The 17,209-nt window shown below is 61.8% G+C and carries 9 protein-coding genes; 7 read left to right on the top strand and 2 right to left on the bottom strand.

The features are described from left to right. The coding region (gene istA / locus VIF40_RS14175; protein WP_331938161.1) for an IS21 family transposase at positions 1-611 on the bottom strand (611 nt) is incomplete at its 3' end. Between the two features lie 118 nt (positions 612-729). Here istA and VIF40_RS14180 point away from each other — a divergent pair. Next, positions 730-1,908 (top strand): IS256 family transposase, encoded by a 1,179-nt coding sequence (locus tag VIF40_RS14180; RefSeq protein WP_331938264.1) that lies wholly within the window; start codon positions 730-732, stop codon positions 1,906-1,908. Positions 1,909-2,153: 245 nt separating this feature from the next. On the opposite strand, the gene VIF40_RS14185 is transcribed toward VIF40_RS14180, so the two are convergent. Continuing rightward, positions 2,154-2,603: an adenylyl-sulfate kinase gene (locus VIF40_RS14185; RefSeq protein WP_331938265.1), complete on the bottom strand. Its 450-nt coding sequence runs from the start codon at positions 2,601-2,603 to the stop codon at positions 2,154-2,156. Between VIF40_RS14185 and VIF40_RS14190 the strand changes: the two genes are divergently transcribed. The 6 genes from VIF40_RS14190 to VIF40_RS14215 all read left to right on the top strand — a co-directional run bounded on the left by VIF40_RS14190 (position 2,502) and on the right by VIF40_RS14215 (position 17,187). Further along, positions 2,502-2,825, top strand: coding sequence for a hypothetical protein (locus VIF40_RS14190; RefSeq protein WP_331938269.1), 324 nt, complete (start codon positions 2,502-2,504; stop codon positions 2,823-2,825). The genes VIF40_RS14185 and VIF40_RS14190 overlap by 102 nt on opposite strands. A gap of 31 nt (positions 2,826-2,856) precedes the next feature. Beyond that, a complete protein-coding gene (locus tag VIF40_RS14195) occupies positions 2,857-4,116 on the top strand; it encodes a TauD/TfdA family dioxygenase (protein ID WP_331938162.1) in 1,260 nt (419 codons plus the stop codon). Between the two features lie 269 nt (positions 4,117-4,385). Beyond that, positions 4,386-5,813 carry a diaminobutyrate--2-oxoglutarate transaminase gene (locus tag VIF40_RS14200; protein WP_414684812.1) on the top strand — a complete coding sequence of 476 codons (1,428 nt, stop codon included), beginning with the start codon at positions 4,386-4,388 and terminating at the stop codon, positions 5,811-5,813. 76 nt (positions 5,814-5,889) lie between these two features. Next, entirely contained in the window at positions 5,890-6,114 is a 225-nt protein-coding gene (locus VIF40_RS14205; protein WP_331938164.1) for an MbtH family protein, read from the top strand. A gap of 204 nt (positions 6,115-6,318) precedes the next feature. Next, entirely contained in the window at positions 6,319-7,155 is an 837-nt protein-coding gene (locus VIF40_RS14210; protein ID WP_331938266.1) for a cupin-like domain-containing protein, read from the top strand. A gap of 45 nt (positions 7,156-7,200) precedes the next feature. Next, on the top strand, positions 7,201-17,187 hold the full coding sequence (locus VIF40_RS14215; protein ID WP_331938165.1) for an amino acid adenylation domain-containing protein: 9,987 nt from the start codon (positions 7,201-7,203) through the stop codon (positions 17,185-17,187). Positions 17,188-17,209: the final 22 nt, after the last annotated feature.

The following is a 17,209-nucleotide window of genomic DNA, read 5'->3' on the forward strand; positions in this document are numbered from 1 at the left end:
TCCACCGCCGTCTTCATATTGTCGTAGATGCCGCGCGTGCAGGCGCCCCTGAAGAAGGTAAAGGCGCGATCATGCGCGTCGAAAACCATCTCCTGCGTCTCACGCGGATAGGCGCGAACGAAAGGCATGCGGCTGTGGCACAGACGCATGTGCGCCACCTTCACGGTCGTCGTCACGCCGTCGAGCACAACGATCTCGTGGCTCCAGTCGAACTGGTAGGCTTCGCCCGGCTCGAAGCTCAGCGGCACATAGGCGGCGGCTGTCAGCGCGCCTTGCTCGCTGCGCCATTTGCGCGCGCAGCGACGCACGGCGTCATAGCCGCCCGCATAGCCGAGACCGCTCAGATCTTCGAAAATACGGATCAGGGTCAGCCGCTCGCGCGGCGCCTTCTTCTCGTTTTCCGCGAGAACCTCATCGAGCTTGTCCGACCAAGGCCCGAGCTTTGGAAACGGCTGATTGTCGCGCTCGTAAGCGAAGGACGTCGCCTCCGACCGCAGCGCCTTGCGGACCGTGTTCCGTGAAATGCCCAGATCGCGAGCGATCTCCTTGATCGTCTTGCCCTTGACGAAATGCTCGCGACGGATTCGTCCGATCGTCTCCACAATCAACATCCCCCACCGCCCGCCGTTTCAACCAAAACGGGCAGACTGTCCGGACTTCACCAGAGGGGGTCAATTTTCAACGCCGATTCCCCTCGTATGGGGGTCAAACTTGCACGCCGAATAACACCTGCGGGCGCTTCTGGAAAAGTCCCCCGACGCCGATTTCCTTCGCGAGATGATCGGCTTCGCCGCCGAGCGGCTGATGGAGCTGGAGGTCGGCGCGAAGACCGGCGCCGCGCGCGGCGAGCGCTCGTCCGATCGGCTGGCCCAGCGCAACGGCTATCGCGATCGCGACTGGGAGACCCGCGCCGGAACGGTGGAGCTGCGCATCCCCAAGCTCCGCAAGGGAACCTATTTTCCCTGCTTCCTCGAGCCGCGGCGCGTGGCCGAGAGGGCGCTGACCGCGGTGATCCAGGAGGCCTATGTCCAGGGCGTCTCGACCCGCTCCGTCGACGATCTGGTGAAAGCCATGGGCGGCTCCGGCGTCTCCAAGAGCCAGGTCAGCCGGCTCTGCGAGGAGATCGACGAAAAGGTCAAAGCCTTTCTCGATCGCCCGATCGAAGGCGATTGGCCCTATGTCTGGATCGACGCGACTTACGTCAAAGTCCGCCAGAACGGCCGCATCGTCTCGGTGGCCGTCATCGTCGCTATCGGCGTCAACAATGACGGGCGGCGCGAGGTGCTCGGCATGGACATCGGCCCTTCGGAAGCCGAAACCTTCTGGACCGATTTTCTGCGCAAGCTCCGGCGGCGCGGCCTGCGCGGCGTCAAGCTCGTCGTCTCCGACGCCCACGAGGGCATAAAAGCCGCTGTCGCCAAGGTGATGCACGCCGGCTGGCAGCGTTGCCGGGTGCACTTCATGCGCAACGCGCTCGCCCATGCCGGCAAGAGCGGCCGCCGGGTCGTTTCCGCCTTCATCGCCACGGCTTTCGCGCAGGACGACGCCGACGCCGCCAAAATGCAGTGGCGCAAGGTCGCCGATCAGCTCCGCCCCACCTTGCCAAAGCTCGCCGTTCTCATGGGCGAGGCGGAACAGGACGTGCTCGCCTACATGACCTTTCCCAAGGACCATTGGCAGAAGATCTATTCGACCAATGGTCTCGAGCGGGTGAATGGCGAGATCAAACGCCGCACAGAGGTCGTCGGCATCTTTCCCAACGAGGACGCCATCACCCGTCTCGTCGGCGCGATCCTGCTCGAGACGAACGATGAATGGGCCGTGCAGCGCGGTCGCTACATGACGCTGGAAACCATCGCGTCTTTGAGCGATGATCCCATCGTCAGGCTGTCCGCTGTGACCGCCTGATCCTGCCGGCCAAAGCCGGAAATCCCAGTGTCCGCCTCGATCCAGTTACACCACGCTCTGGGGCACGATCGATCAGACGGCTGTTTTTTGTCGTCCTTGCCCCTTCTCGAAGACGAAGCATTGAAAAGCGTCGGCGCTGGTCAATCTCGAAGGAGATTCATTGGAAGGCTTGCAGAGAAGATGTTTGGAAGCCTTCCAGCACATCAGCGCCGTGCGGGGCCCCGATCGTCGCCGCGCAACATCTTCTATGTGGTGCGATCGATCTCGTCGCGTCCGCCCTGCGAGGGGAGCGCTCGTGCTCGATCATCAGAATGCATCGGCGTCGACGGCTCGTGCGTCGAACGTAGCATCGACAGAATGCGCTCGGCCCAGAAGCGCGAATCGCCTTCCGGATCGACACGGAGATCATAGCTGTCCGGCGGAACGAAAAGGCGATTCGTGTCAGCGAAGCGCCCTTCTCGAATGCGATCCACCCATATGACGAAATCCGCTCCGAACGCCGAACGAGTCTGAGGCGTAGGGCAGACGAAATCGGCGATCGCCACGCCGCCCGCATCGACGACACGATCGCATAGCCAACCCATGCGGCGCGCGTGCTCGATCCGATCCGCGACGGAAAACCCCAAATCTTTCGAAATATTCGCGCGAACGTCGTCGGCATTGAAGACCACCGCCTTCAGAAGCGGCGCGAGCATTCTGGTCAAGGTGGTTTTTCCGGCTCCCGGCAAGCCCATGATCAAAATTTTATCGTGCATGGCATGTCTCTCGATGACGAGCGTCGTATCGACCAGTCTTTGTCCGAGAAGGACGGCGCGCTGATCTTTCCTTCAAATTTCGTCCGATCGAGATGCGCGACCCGAAGAACGCGTCGGCGACCGATCCACCAACGCGCCAAACGTCGCATCCCATATCGCTAAGACGTGCGAGGGTAGAGACGCGCGCCAAAAAATGGATCTCGAACAGCGATTTTCGTTCGCCGATCGAATGATCGGAGCCGTTTTCCTGGCGAGCCAGCAGCGCGGAGCGTTTCATGCACGGATGTCGGGTCGACATTTTTCATGGCGTTTTCGACCCGGCTCGAACGTCTTACCCGCTGACGGAGAGTCCGAACGAACCGAATGGCGCTGTGGAAGGAGGCTGTCGATGAAGCCTGGACGAATCGCCCCGCCGTGGATCGCCACAATACGCAGGAAGCCTGTCCCCCTTCGCGCCGAAGACTTGTCGAGACGCGAAATCTGGCCGGAGTTCGGGGAATCCCTGTGTGTCATCGAGGCCGAGGCGCCGGGACTTCGGCTTGCCGATTGGACTGCCGGACGGACTGAGGAGCTCATGGAACTGGCGACACGCCACGGCGCCGTTTTGTTGCGAGGCTTTTCCTTGACCGATGTGCAGGATTTCGAAAAATGCGTCGAGAATACATGCGGAGCGGCGCTCGAATATCGCTTTCGCGCCTCGCCGCGAACGGAGATCGGCCACAACGTCTATACGGCGACAGATTATCCGGCGGACCAGAGTATATTTCCTCACAATGAGCATGCCTATTCGCCAATGTGTCCGAATTATCTCGTTTTCTTTTGCCAGACGCCGCCGCTCCAAGGAGGCGAAACGCCGATCGGCGACAATCGATGGATCACCAGCGCCATCGACCCAGCGGTGAAGTCCGAGTTCTTGCGACGAGGCGTCCTCTATGTCCGCAACTATGGAGCAGGATTTGGTCTGCCGTGGCAAACCGTTTTTCAGACCAATGATCCAACAGATGTCGAACGCTATTGCGCCAGCATCGGCGTCGAAGCCGAATGGGTGTCTGAAGGCCGATTGCGCACTCGCCAGGCGGGACCCGCGATGATTCGCCATCCTCGGACAGGCGACGAAATCTGGTTCAATCACGCGACCTTTTTTCATGTCACGACTCTCCCGCCTGTCGTGAGAAAATCGCTGCAGGCGGAGTTCGCAGAACAAGATCTTCCCACTCAGACCTACTATGGCGACGGGGCGCCGATCGAACCGGAGTCGTTGGAGCATCTTCGCGGCGTCTATCGTGGGGCGATGCGCATGTTCACCTGGCGCGCGAACGACGTGCTCGTTCTGGACAATATCCTCGCAGTGCATGCGAGGACGCCTTTTTCCGGGCTGCGACGTGTGCTCGTGGCGATGGGCAAGGCCTTTCGGCCGCATGACTGGGCGATCGAATGGCGAGAGAACGCATGATCGTCTCTCGAAGACTAATCGAGCGCGACTCGAGTTTTTTAGGCGCGTTTCGCTGTCCTCATGCGTCTACTCCTCGAGACAGATCGAAGGCGAATCGCGGTCGACCCAATCGATAATGGGCTTCGCCTCGGCATGGGGCGCTGATCGGTCAGCCTATCGAATTGTTCGAAACGAAATATGGACTCAAGGTCATGGCGTCGCACTCCTTGCATTCCGACAAGAATGTCACACAAGGCGCAGTCATGGCTGGCGCGCCGGTAGAAGATGCTTTGCCGGCGGTAGAGCAATTTTCCGCCGAGGCGGATAGCGCAGCGGCCGCGTCGTCCGAAGTTCGTTGGCGACCGTCCTATCCTATCTTCGGCAATGAATATCTCGACCGACAAGAGGCGATCGAATCGAATGCGCGAACCTATCCGCGTCGTCTTCCCCTGGCCTTGAAATCCGGCCGTGGAATTCGCGTGTGGGACGTCGAGGGACGAGAATATATCGATTGTCTGGCAGGAGCCGGCGCTCTCGCGCTCGGCCACAATCATCCTGTCGTCGTCGAGGCGATTCAGAATGCATTGAGCGAAGAAGTGCCTTTTCAGACGCTCGATTTGCCGACTCCACTCAAAGATCGTTTCATCCGCGAGCTCTATGAGAGCTTGCCACCGCCTTTCGAAAAGCAATTCAAAATTCAGTTTTGCGGGCCATCGGGCGCGGACGCCATCGAGGCGGCTCTGAAGCTCGTGAAGACCGCGACCGGCCGCCGTGGGTTGCTCGCTTTTCACGGCGCCTATCACGGCATGACGCTCGGCACGATGAGCGTGAGCGGAGAAAGCGTTCCAAAGGCGGCGATTGGCGGTCTGTCGGCGGAAGTGCAGTTTCTCCCCTTTCCGTCGGATTATCGCTGCCCGTTCGGCATTGGCGGTCAAGCCGGCGCAGATATCGGTCTGCGCTATATCGAAACGATTCTCGATGATCCCAATAGCGGCGTTCTTCTTCCGGCAGGAATGCTCTTGGAAGTGATCCAGGGCGAGGGCGGCGTCAATTGCGTTCCCGACGCCTGGCTACGCGACATTCGCTGCTTGACCGAGCGCTACGGAATTCCCCTGATCATCGACGAGGTTCAGACCGGACTCGGGCGAACAGGTCGCCTCTATGCGTTTCAACATGCGGGCGTAACGCCGGACGTTCTCGTCTTGTCGAAGGCCATCGGCGGTGGTCTGCCGCTCTCGGTGGTTCTCTATCGACGCGATCTCGATCTCTGGCGGCCCGGCGCCCATGCAGGAACGTTTCGTGGCAATCAACTCGCCTTTGTCGCGGGCGCGGCGACGATACGCTACGTGCGCGAGCAAGGCCTCGACGTCAATGCGGCGGAGATGGGGGGCGTGCTGCGCGCGGAGCTCGAAGCGATCGCCAGGGAAGAATCCTGTATCGCCGATGTGCGCGGGCGCGGCTTGATGATCGGCGTCGAGGTCGTCGAGGAAAGTCGCGACGGCGCGATCGCTGCTCGTCCATCCTCATCCGGGAAATTGTCCCGCGCAATTCAGCATGAATGCTTGCGTCGTGGCTTGCTCGTCGAGCTTGGTGGAAGAAACAGCGCGGTGGTGCGAATGCTGCCGCCGCTTATTCTCGCACTAAGCGACGTCGAAGCAATCGTCGATCGCTTTCGCGACGCGGTGAGAGCCGCCGCCAGAGGCGCGGCGAGCGCCTGACCCGTTCCGCATCACGCATCGCTTCGAATGCGCGGGTCGAGAAGGATGCGTCGAATATAACGAGGAGGTATCGATCATGGCATGGGAAGAAGACGAGAGCTTGATCTACAATGTGGTGGTGAACCACGAGGAGCAGTATTCGATCTGGCCCGAATACAAGCAAGTTCCGAACGGCTGGCGCACAGTCGGCAAAACCGGTCTCAAAGCCGATTGCCTCGCTTATATCAAAGAGGTCTGGACCGACATGCGGCCCCTCAGCCTTCGCAAGCAGATGGACGGTGAGGCGGCCCCCAAGGTCTGATCGGCGGACAACGTGGCTCCGTCGCCGCGTCTTCCGCGGCTCATCCCGAGCGAGCCGATCTCATAGACGGTGTTTGACGCCGCCGCGCGCAGAAACCTTTGCGTCGCTGGCGACGTCAGACGTCTAATGGCGGAGAAGCGAGACGTGACTAGGTCGGACAGCTATCGCGTCGACGAGCGCGATCAACTTTCGCCAAATGAATTCATGCGCGACTATGTGGCGATGCGACAGCCCGTCGTCTTGCGCGGGGCGCTGAAGCATTGCGATGCGCTATCGGATTGGACGCTCTCGAGCTTACGCGAAAGAGCAGGGAGCCGCTTCATCACCTTGAAGGCATGGAATGCGTCGGGCATATGCGTGACGAAATCTCGCTTGGACTCGTATATCGACGCGCTCGACGAATATGACCGCGCGCTCGACGCCGGCGTCGCGGCTGCTGCGCCGGCCTATCTCCACGATATTCCGCTGACCAGCGTGATTTGCGACGCCGCCGTCGATCTGGCTCCATTCCCGAAGCAGTTTTTTCCGAAATGGTATGGCGCCGATTGGACGACATTCGCTCAAATGTTCCTCGGCCCGACGGGAAGCGTCACGCCGCTGCATTTCGATTGTCTTCTCACTCACAACCTCTTCTTCCAGGTCTGTGGTCGCAAGCGCTTCATCTTGCTTCCGCAGGAGGAGCGCGCAAAATGCTATCCGCGTGACTGGCGCTGGTGCCGTGTCGATGCGGAAAAGCCGGACATCGACCGCTTTCCGCTGTTCAATGAAGCGCGGCGCGGCGAAGTTGTCGTCGGCCCGATGGATCTTCTTTATTTGCCGCCGGGAACGCTGCATCAAGTGCGAAGCCTCGATCGGTCGCTGTCCTTCAATGTCGATTGGCATACGCGTCGCAGCGTCGCGAGCGGAGCGCTCGCCTTGCTCGAAGGCATGCCGCTCGAGAATGTCTACTACAATCTTCTCATCGCGCTAGGACTCTGGGGCGGCGTCCCGGCGCGCCATATCCTGCCATACTACAAATCATATCTCAGCTACATTTCCTGATTTCTAACGAGCTCGGACGCGGCGGCGAGCATCGAGGTTGGCGGCATGACCTTGCATTCGACGGAAATAAGAGGCGCGCGTCCCGGCGCGCATGTCGACAATCTCGTGGATCTCCTGCGCTCTCGCGCAGAGGCGCAGCCGACGAAGACCGCCTATGTCTTTTTGGATGACGGCGAGCGCGAAGGCGCACGCTATAGCTTCGAGGATCTCGATCGCCGCGCGCGCGCGATCGCCGCTCGGCTCATCGCAGAAGGCGCGAGAGGCGAGCGCGCTCTGCTGCTCTATCCGCCGGGCCTCGCCTATATCGAAGCCTTCATGGGCTGCCTATATGCCGGCGTCGTCGCGGTTCCCGCTTATCCTCCGTCGGGACGCCATTTCGAGAGGCTCAGCGCGATCTATCGCGACTCCCAACCGTCGGTGATGCTGACGACGGAGGAAATGCGCTTACGCTTCGCGGCGAGTGACGAAAAAGGATTTCCCGGCGCCTCGGCCCGCTGGATCGCCACCGACGACATTGAATGCGGCGGAGCGCTCGACTGGCGGTCCTTCTCGCCGGCCGCGCAGGACGTCGCCTTTCTCCAATACACGTCCGGCTCGACCGCCGAGCCGCGCGGCGTGATGATCACCCACGCCAATCTGTTGAGCAATCAGGCGCTGATCGAGGCGAGCTTCGGACATGACGCCGCTTCGGATCTCGTCGGCTGGCTCCCGCTCTATCACGACATGGGGCTGATCGGGAATGTGCTGCAACCGCTCTATGTCGGCTCCACCGCCTATCTGATGTCGCCTATGGCTTTTCTCGCCAAGCCGCTGCGTTGGCTGAAGGCGATATCGAACTATGCAGCGCGGACGAGTGGTGGTCCGAACTTCGCCTATGATCTCTGCGTGCGCAAGATCACAGAAGAGGACAAGCGCGATCTCGATCTCGGCGCGTGGCGCATCGCATTCAGCGGCGCCGAGCCGGTGCGTTCAAATACGTTGGAGCGCTTCGCGCACGCTTTTGCCGATTGCGGATTTCGGCGGGAGGCGTTCACGCCATGCTATGGGCTGGCGGAAGCCACGCTCGTCGTGACGGCGCCGGCGCAGGGACATTCGCCGCCTGTGATCGAGCTCGACAGAGCCGCCCTGGAAAATGGCCGCGCGCTGCGCGCGACGGGCGGGAAGACGCAGTCTTTCGTCGGCTGCGGACAGGTGTGGCCGGGCTATGATGTGGCGATCGTCGATCCGGATCGCCGAACGCGGAGCGAGCCCGGCGTCGTTGGTGAAATCTGGGTCGCGGGCCCCGGCGTCGCGCGCGGCTATCGTGGCAAGCCCGAGGATACGGCGCGCGTGTTCGAAGCGCGAATCCTCGGCGAGGACGATCGCAATTATCTGCGGACCGGCGATCTCGGATTCTTCGACAAAGGCGATCTATTCGTCGCGGGTCGGTTGAAGGACCTGATCATTGTCGCGGGACGGAACTTTCATGCTCACGATGTCGAATCCGCGATCGAGCAGAGCGTGGCGGGCGTCCGTCCCGGTTGTTCCGCCGCCTTTGCCGTCACCGAGGACGATGATGAGCATCTCGTCGTCGTCGCCGAGCCGGATCGCGCGGTCGCGGGAGCGGATGACACCGCCTATGGCCACGTTCTGAGCCGCATTCGTCGCGCTGTCGCGGAAGACGTAGGGATCGAGCCGGCGCATGTCGCGCTTGTTCGTCCCGGCTCGGTTCCAAAGACATCGAGCGGCAAGCTGCGTCGGGCCGATTGTCGTCGTCGATTTTTGAACGAGGAATTGGCGATCGTTGCGCGATGGGACCGCCCGGCGACGCTGGACGCGGCGCCGGGCGATCGCGACGCCGGATCGAAATCGCAAGCATTTTTGTGGCGTGCGATGAGCTTCATCGGTGCGCGACAGCGCGCCGAGATGATCCGCAGCTTTCTGCTCGCGAGCGTCGCGGAGCTGCTCGCCATTCCAGCGAGCGAGCTTTCGGATGCGACCTCGCTCGCTCAGACGGGGCTGAGCTCCATGCGCATTGTGGAGCTCAAGCACCGTATCGACGCCGCGCTCGACATCGATACGCCGATCGAGCTTCTGCTCTCGGACGTGACCGCGGCCGGCGCTGCAGATACGCTGTTGAGAATCTCCGAGGGAGAGGCCGGCGAGCGTCGCGATAGCATGAAGCGCGAACGGGATTCGTCTAGGCTGTCCTTCAGCCAGAGGGCGATGTGGACGATACATCGGCTCGATGGCGCGAGCCAAGTATACAATCTTCATCTCGCGATGCGGTTCGAGACGCCGATCGACGCAGCGCGCTTATGCGCTGCAATCGAGCGGTTGGTGGAGCGACACACGCAGCTCAGGACGATCTATCGGACGCGTGTCGACGATGGAGCGGCGGAGCCGATCGTGCTGGACCGCGCTCCCGACATTATGCGAATTCAGATCGCCTCGCATTGGAGCGAGGCGGAGCTGCGCGCGGAAATGTCCGCCGAGGCGCATCGGCCATTCGACATAGAGAGCGAGGCGCCGCTGCGCGTCATGCTCTATCGGCTGGCGAATGAGCGATGCGCGCTATTGTTCGTCGCGCATCATATCGCGCTCGATCAATGGTCGTTGGTGCTGCTGCTGGACGATCTCGACCGGCACTATCGGACGCAGACCGATTCCGCCGACGCTGCCGAGCGATCCGGCGCCAGCTACGACTCGCTCGTCGTCCGTGAAGCGGACTATTTCGTATCCGCGGCGGCGGAGGACGATTGGGCCTATTGGCGCGAGCAGCTCGCTGGTCCTCTCCCAATTCTCGCGCTCCCTCGCGATGGCCGTCGGGACGGCGAACGGGACTATCGAGGCGGTTCCGCTCCTCTCCTGCTCGATCGCCATGTGACCGGTGATTTGAAGGCGCTCGCAAAGCGCAATGGCGTCAGCCTCTATTCCGTATTGCTGACCATCTATTTCGTTCTGCTGCAGCGGCTCGGCGGTCAGAGGGACATCATCGTCGGCGGCGCGACGAGCGGACGTCTCGAACGATCGTCGGCGGCGATCATCGGCAATTGCGTCAATGCGGTCGCCCTTCGGTCGAAGGTCGATCCGGGCGAGCGCTTCGTCGAGCTGCTGCGGCGTGTGAATGATCGCGTGAAAGGCGCGATCGTTCATCAGCGGCTCCCGTTTCAGCTCATCGTCGAGCGCATCAAGCCGGCGCGCATGGAGGACCAATGGCCAATCTTTCAGACATGGTTCGTCCTGCAGCAGGCGCAAGGCGCAACGCATAGCGCGGCGCCCATTCTCGCGCTCGGCGAGGAGACGGGCACGATCGATCTGCTCGGCACATCCGCGGAGCCTGTCGCATTGACCGACCGCGTGGAAATGTTCGATTTGAAGGTGATGGCGGCGGAGCATGACGAGCAGCTCGTTCTGTCCTTCCAATATCGCAAGCAGGCGTTTTCTCGATTTGCGATCACCTCTATGGCGGAGCGTTTCGCGAGGCTCGTCGACGCCTTTCTCGGATCGCCGAATGCATCTGTCGGGGATGTGAGCATGCTCGCCGACTCGGAGAGGCGAGCGATCATGGCGGCGTCGACGGGTGACCATCTGCAATGGAGCGGCGCTGCGCTTCTCCACAACATCATCGGTAGAAGCGCGCGACCAGATGATCTCGCGGTCGTCGCCGATGACGCTACACTTACTTATCGCGAATTGGATCGGCGCTCCAATCAAATCGCGAGACTGCTGCTGCGGCATGGCGTTGGGCCGGATGCGCCTGTCGGCGTGCTGCTCGATCCTGGACCCGACTATGTGGCGGCCGTCGTCGGCGTTCTGAAGGCGGGCGGCGCTTTCGTTCCGCTCGATCCGGCCTATCCGGACGAGCGGCTCGCCTACATGCTCCGCGACTCGAAAGCACGAGCTTTGATTTCGACACGAGGCCGCGAGTCTCCGGCCGGCGCGGTTCCGATCGTCCTTATCGAGCGCGATGCGCTCGCAGATATCGTCGCCGACCCCGTCGATGTCGCCATACATCCCGATCAACTCGCCTATATCGTCTATACCTCCGGCTCCACCGGGCACGCCAAGGGCGTGATGGCGACCCATCGAAATGCGGCGGCCTCGCTGCTCGCGCGCTGTCAATTCTACCTTGCGCCGCCGACGGACTTTCTGCTTCTGTCGTCGCTTTCCTTCGACAGCTCGTTCGCAGGCCTGTTCTGGACGCTCGCCCGTGGCGGACGGCTTCATCTCGTGTCGGAGTCGAGGCGTCGCGATCCTTATGCGCTCGTGGAGCTCATCGACGGCAGGAAAATTTCGCATCTGCTCTGTCTTCCGTCGCTCTATCGGGAGCTGCTGGGCGTCATGGCGGATGGACGGGGCGCGACGCTACAGTGTTGCATAGTGGCGGGCGAAGCCTGCCGGCGCGATGTCGTCGAGCGTCACCTTGTGATCGTCCCGCAGGCGGCGCTCTACAATGAATATGGTCCAACGGAATGTTCGGTGTGGTGCGCCGCCGGCGAAATCCGGGCCGCCGACGCGCGATCGACGAGTGTCGGCATCGGACGCGCGGTTGCAGGGACAAGGGTCGTCATCGTCGACGATAGAGGCGGGCTGACGCCGCTCGCAGTGGCGGGCGAGCTCTATGTCGGCGGCGCGGGCGTTGTCCGTGGCTATTTCAATCGACCCGATCTCACAGCGGAAAAGTTCGTGCCCGATCCGTTCGGCGCTGCTGGCGAGCGGCTGTATCGAAGCGGCGATCGCGCGCGATATCGCGGCGATGGGGTGCTGGAATTTCTGGGGCGTGACGACGACCAGGTGAAGATACGGGGTCATCGCGTCGAGATCTCGGAAGTCGAAGAGGCGCTGTCGCATCTGCCGGACGTTCGGGAAGCGGCGGTCGTCGCCAGAGCCGACGCGGCAGGTGACATGCGGCTCATCGCCTATGTCGTGGGGGTCGGCGATATTGATTCGAGAGAGGTGAAGGATGCGGTTCGCCGCGCGGCGCCCGACTATCTGACGCCGCAATTCATCGTTCCTGTGGGTCGCTTGCCGCGGCTCGAGAATGGAAAGATCGATCGCAGATCGCTGCCCACGCCGGATCTCGACGCGCTTATCGACGATCGCTTCGTCGCGCCCGTGGGGGAGGCGGAGACGCTGGTCTGCGTCGTCTTCGCCGAAACGCTGGGGCTCGCGCGCGTCGGCGCGGAAGATGATTTCTTCGATCTTGGCGGAGACTCAATTCGCGCTATTCAGGCGGCGAGTGGATTTCGGTCGAAAGGCTATCGAGTCGCGCCGCGCGACATCTTCCAGCATCCGACTGCCGTGTCGCTGGCGATGCGTCTTCGGCCGACGACGGAGCTAGAGATAGCTGCGACGGGAGATCGGCAAGCGGCGCCCTTCGCGCTGGACCCGTGCGACGTCGAGCGCGTGACACGTCTCCATGACGATGTCGTCGACGTCTATCCACTCACTCCGATGCAGGAAGGACTGCTGTTCCATGCGATCTCGCAGAGTGGAACGGGCCTGTATCTGATGCAGGATCGCTATGAGATCAAAGGCAGGCTCGATGTCGACGCCTTTGCCGACGCATGGCGCAGCGTGGTGACGCGACACGATATATTGCGCAGCTCTTTCGACTGGTCGGGGGAAGGACGTCCGTGCCAGATCGTGCATCATTCGGCGATATTGCCCTTCGAGACGAATGATCTGAGCGCTTTATCGGAGGAAAAGCAGATCGAGGAGATCGATCGCGATCTCGCCGCAGAGCGCGCGCGCGGCTTCGATCTATCGGCCGCGCCGCTGATGCGCATTCGCGTTTATCGTCTCGCCGCGGCGCGACATATTTGTGTGCGGAGCTTTCATCACATCATCCTTGACGATTGGTGCACGTCGCCGCTGATCCTCGACGTTCGCCGGCACTATGCCGCAGCCTCGAGAGGCGAGCGGATCGAGCCGCCGAGGCCACCGCAATTCAGGCGCTATATCGAATGGATCGAGGCGAAGAGCCTGGATGCGGCGGAGAAATTCTGGCGCGGCTATCTGGACGGCTTTGTCGAGCCGACGCCGCTCGTCGGCGGGCGGCGGCCACAGGCTGATGCGGCCACGCTGGTCGAGGATGTGATCGTCGATCTTCCCGACGACATCTATGATCTAGCGAAAGCGCTCGCCCTGCGCAATCGGCTCACCATGAACACTTTTGTCCAGGGGGCGCTCGCTCTTACGCTCGGTCGGGCCGCGGGCGTGGACGATGTCGTTTTCGGCGTCACGGTTTCCGGTCGTCCGACCGATCTCGAAGGCGCGGAGTCGACGCTCGGACTTTTCATCAACAGCCTGCCTCTGCGCGTGCGGATCGATCCTCTGGCGCGCGTCGTCGATTGGCTACGCGAGATATTGTCGGACAATCTCGACATTCGCCAATATGAATTCGTCTCGCAGACGAAAATTCAGCAATGGAGCGCGATCTCCCGATCGAGCGGTCTCCTCTTTCAGCATTTGCTGACCTTCGAGAATGCGCCGCTCGACCCTTCCGTGCGCGGCGAGAAGGATGTGCTCGATATCGATCTTCTGCAATTGCGCGTGCACACCAATTATCCGCTCACTTTCGTCGCTGTGCCCGGCGAGAGGCTCTGTCTGCGCGTCACCTATGATCGCGAGCGCGTCGACGACGATGCAGCGCGCCGATTGGCGCAAGCGTTCCGGCGCGCGCTCGAGCAATTGATCGTCAAATGCGATCGACGGCTCTGTGATCTCGATCTTCTGGAGCCGGCGGAGCGCGAGATGCTCACTTTCGCGTGGAATGAGACGGAGCGCGACTATGGCGAGCCGCTCGATTTCGTCGCGCGCTTCGAGGCGAGGGCCGCCGCCAATGGCGATCGTGTGGCGGCCTCTTGTGGCACAGCGTCGATTCGGTTCGCGGAATTGAATGGGCGCGCCAATCGACTCGCGCACGCTTTGATCGATCGCGGCGTCGGCCCGGATGTCGTCGTCGGAGTGCTGGACGATCGCGGGATCGATTTTCTCGTCGCCATTGTTGCGATCTTCAAGTCTGGCGGCGCCTATTTGCCGCTCGATCCAGCGCATCCGGATGCACGCGTCGCACAGGTGCTAGCCGAAAGCGCGGCGCCGCTGCTCGGCGTCGGAGCAAACTATCTCGGGCGTGCGGGCCGACTCGTCGTCGGGCCTTTCGTCGCTGCGCCACGCGTGCTCGATCTCGCGGCGCTCGAAGCGGCGGAAAGTCGAATGAGCAACCCCCGTCGCCGCCATTGCGATGGCGGTCTGGCCTTCGTCATCTACACATCCGGCTCCACGGGAAAGCCGAAGGGCGCGATGGTCGAGCATCGCGGAATGTTCAACAATCTCATCACCAAAGCGCCAGCGCTCGATCTCACGCGCGACGATGTCGTCGCGCAGACTGCGTCGCAATGCTTCGACATATCGGTGTGGCAATTTCTCACTGCGTTGACGATCGGTGCGCGGGTGGAGATTTTTCCCGACGACATTTCGCGTGATCCGGAACGCCTTCTGGACGGATTGGACGCAAAGCGCGTCACGATTTTCGAAACCGTGCCGTCGATGATCCGCGCGCTGCTAGATGTGACCGACGATCGGCCGAGCCTTCGCCATCTACGATGGCTGCTGCCCTGCGGCGAGGCCTTCGGTCCAGAGCTCTGCCGGCTCTTCATGGAGCGCTTTCCGCATGTGCGCCTACTCAATGCCTATGGTCCGGCGGAATGTTCGGACGATGTGTCCTATTATCCGATCGACGTTCCGCCAGAAGGAAACGATCTGAGCGTTCCGATCGGCCGCGCTGTGGACAATACGCGGCTCTATCTCGTCGATCGATGGCTCGAGCTCGCGCCGGTCGGCGCCGCCGGCGAAATATGCGTGGCTGGACTTCAGGTGGGGCGCGGCTATTTGCATCGTCCGGATCTGACCGCGGCGTGCTTTCTACCCGATCCTTTCAGCGAGATCGGCGGGCGGCTCTATCACACGGGTGATCTCGGTCGTCGTCGTCCGGACGGCGTCATCGAATTTCTCGGACGCATCGATCACCAGGTGAAAATCAGAGGCAATCGCGTCGAGCCGGGCGAGGTGGAGGCGCGATTGGCGAGCCATCCGGCCGTCAGGGCGTCGTGCGTCGTCATTCGCGAGATGGCGAAAGGCGTCCATAGGCTGATTGCCTATGTCGAGTGCGCCGCTGACAAATTCTCATCGGATGAATTGCGTCTGCATATTCGCGCGACGCTTCCCGCTTATATGATTCCGGAAGCTTTTGTTCGCCTGGACGCGCTTCCTTTGTCGCCGAATGGCAAGATCGATCGTAAGGCGTTGCCGGCGCCGGCGGCCGATGTGCTCTCGCGACACATAGCGCCGAGAAATTTCATAGAGGAGACGATCGCGCAGATCTGGACGGAGCTGCTGGATGCGCCGCATGTCGGGGTCAATGACAATTTTTTCGAGCTCGGCGGGCATTCTCTGCTCGCGGCGCGTATCGTGTCGCGCATCCGCTCGATTTTCGCGATCGAATTGCCGTTGCGCGCGTTGCTCGAATCGCCCGATCTCGCGGATTTGGCGGCGCGCGTCGACGCGGCGCGCGGTCGCGCGTCGACGCGTGTGTCGACGCCGATCATCCGCGCGTCGCGATCCGCGCCGACGCCGCTCTCCAATGCGCAGCAGCGGCTATGGTTCATGCAGCAGCGCGATCCGTCCAGCTCGGCCTATCATTTTACGGTGGCGGTTCGCGTCGCGGGCGCGTTGGACGGCGATCTATTGGAGGCTGCGTTGAATGTCGTCGTGCAGCGTCACGAATCGTTGCGGACGGTTTTCGTGACGGAGAATGGCGGCGCGAGGCAGAAAATTCTCGCCGATCTCACTCTGCGCATTCATCGGCAAGTCGTCGAGGCCGCCATCGACACGAAGGGCGAGACCGGTCACGTTATGAGCGAATTAGCCGGCGCGCCTTTCGATCTCGAGCGCGGCCCACTCGTGCGTTGCGCGCTCTATCGATCGAGCGTCGTCGGCGTGGAGGGGCCTGCCGCCGCCGTGCTGCTTTGCTTTCATCACATCATATTCGACGGTTGGTCGTTCACGGTGTTTCTACGCGAGTTCGCGGCGATCTATTCGGCGCTGCGCGCAGGGCGGGACGCCGCGCTTCCTCCGCTCGCGATTCAATATGCGGACTATTCGGCGTGGCATGCCGAGCAGCTGCAGGGGAGCGCCGCCGCCGAGCATTTGGCTTATTGGCGTGAGCATCTTCGTGGCGCGCCTCCGCGTCTCGATCTGCCGACCGATCGACCGAGGAATGCTGCGGTCGGTCATGATGCGGCGTCGCATGGGCTCGAGCTGGCCGAGCTGCAGCAATCGCTCGATGGTTTCGATCGCGCGCGCGCCGTCACGCCTTTCATGACCCTATTGTCGGCTTTCGCGACGCTGCTCCGCTATTTGAGCGGCGCGTCGGACCTGGTGATCGGAACAGACGTCGCAAATCGTCCGCGAATCGAGCTGGAATCGGTGATCGGCTTTTTCGTGAATCTCGTCGCTCTGCGCGTGCGGCTCGATGGCGATCCGACTTTCGAAGAATTGGTGGAGCGCGTTCGTGTGCTCGCTCTTTCGGCCTATGATCATCAGAGCTTCCCCTTCGACAGGCTCGTCGAGGCGCTGAGGCCGGATCGCGACGCCGGCTATCCGCCGATTTTTCAGACCAAGGTGGCGTTCCACAATGTTCCGACTTTGGAGCTCGATATCGGCGAGCTCGAGGTCGAGCCGATGTCGCTGGAGTCCAGTCACGCGGAGCTCGATCTCGTTCTTCACGTCTATCAGAGGCGAGAGGGATTGGGCGTCGTATTCGAATATCGGTCGGGCCTCTTCGCTGCGGCGACGATCGATCGCTTTGCCGAGCTGTTCCGCGCTGTGCTGCAGACGGCGTTGCAGCGACCGCAGATCGCTCTCGGCGAGCTGCTCGATATCGTCGCGACCAGAGACAGAGCGATCCAGGATGCGATCCGTTCGGAACAGCTCGCGGCTCGACATGCGCGGCTGGGTCGAGTCGAGCGCCGAAATTTGTTTTCCTGATCGCCGCAAATTCAGCGGATCG

This window comes from Methylosinus sp. (genome assembly GCF_036560965.1).
Classification (GTDB): Bacteria; Pseudomonadota; Alphaproteobacteria; order Rhizobiales; family Beijerinckiaceae; genus Methylosinus.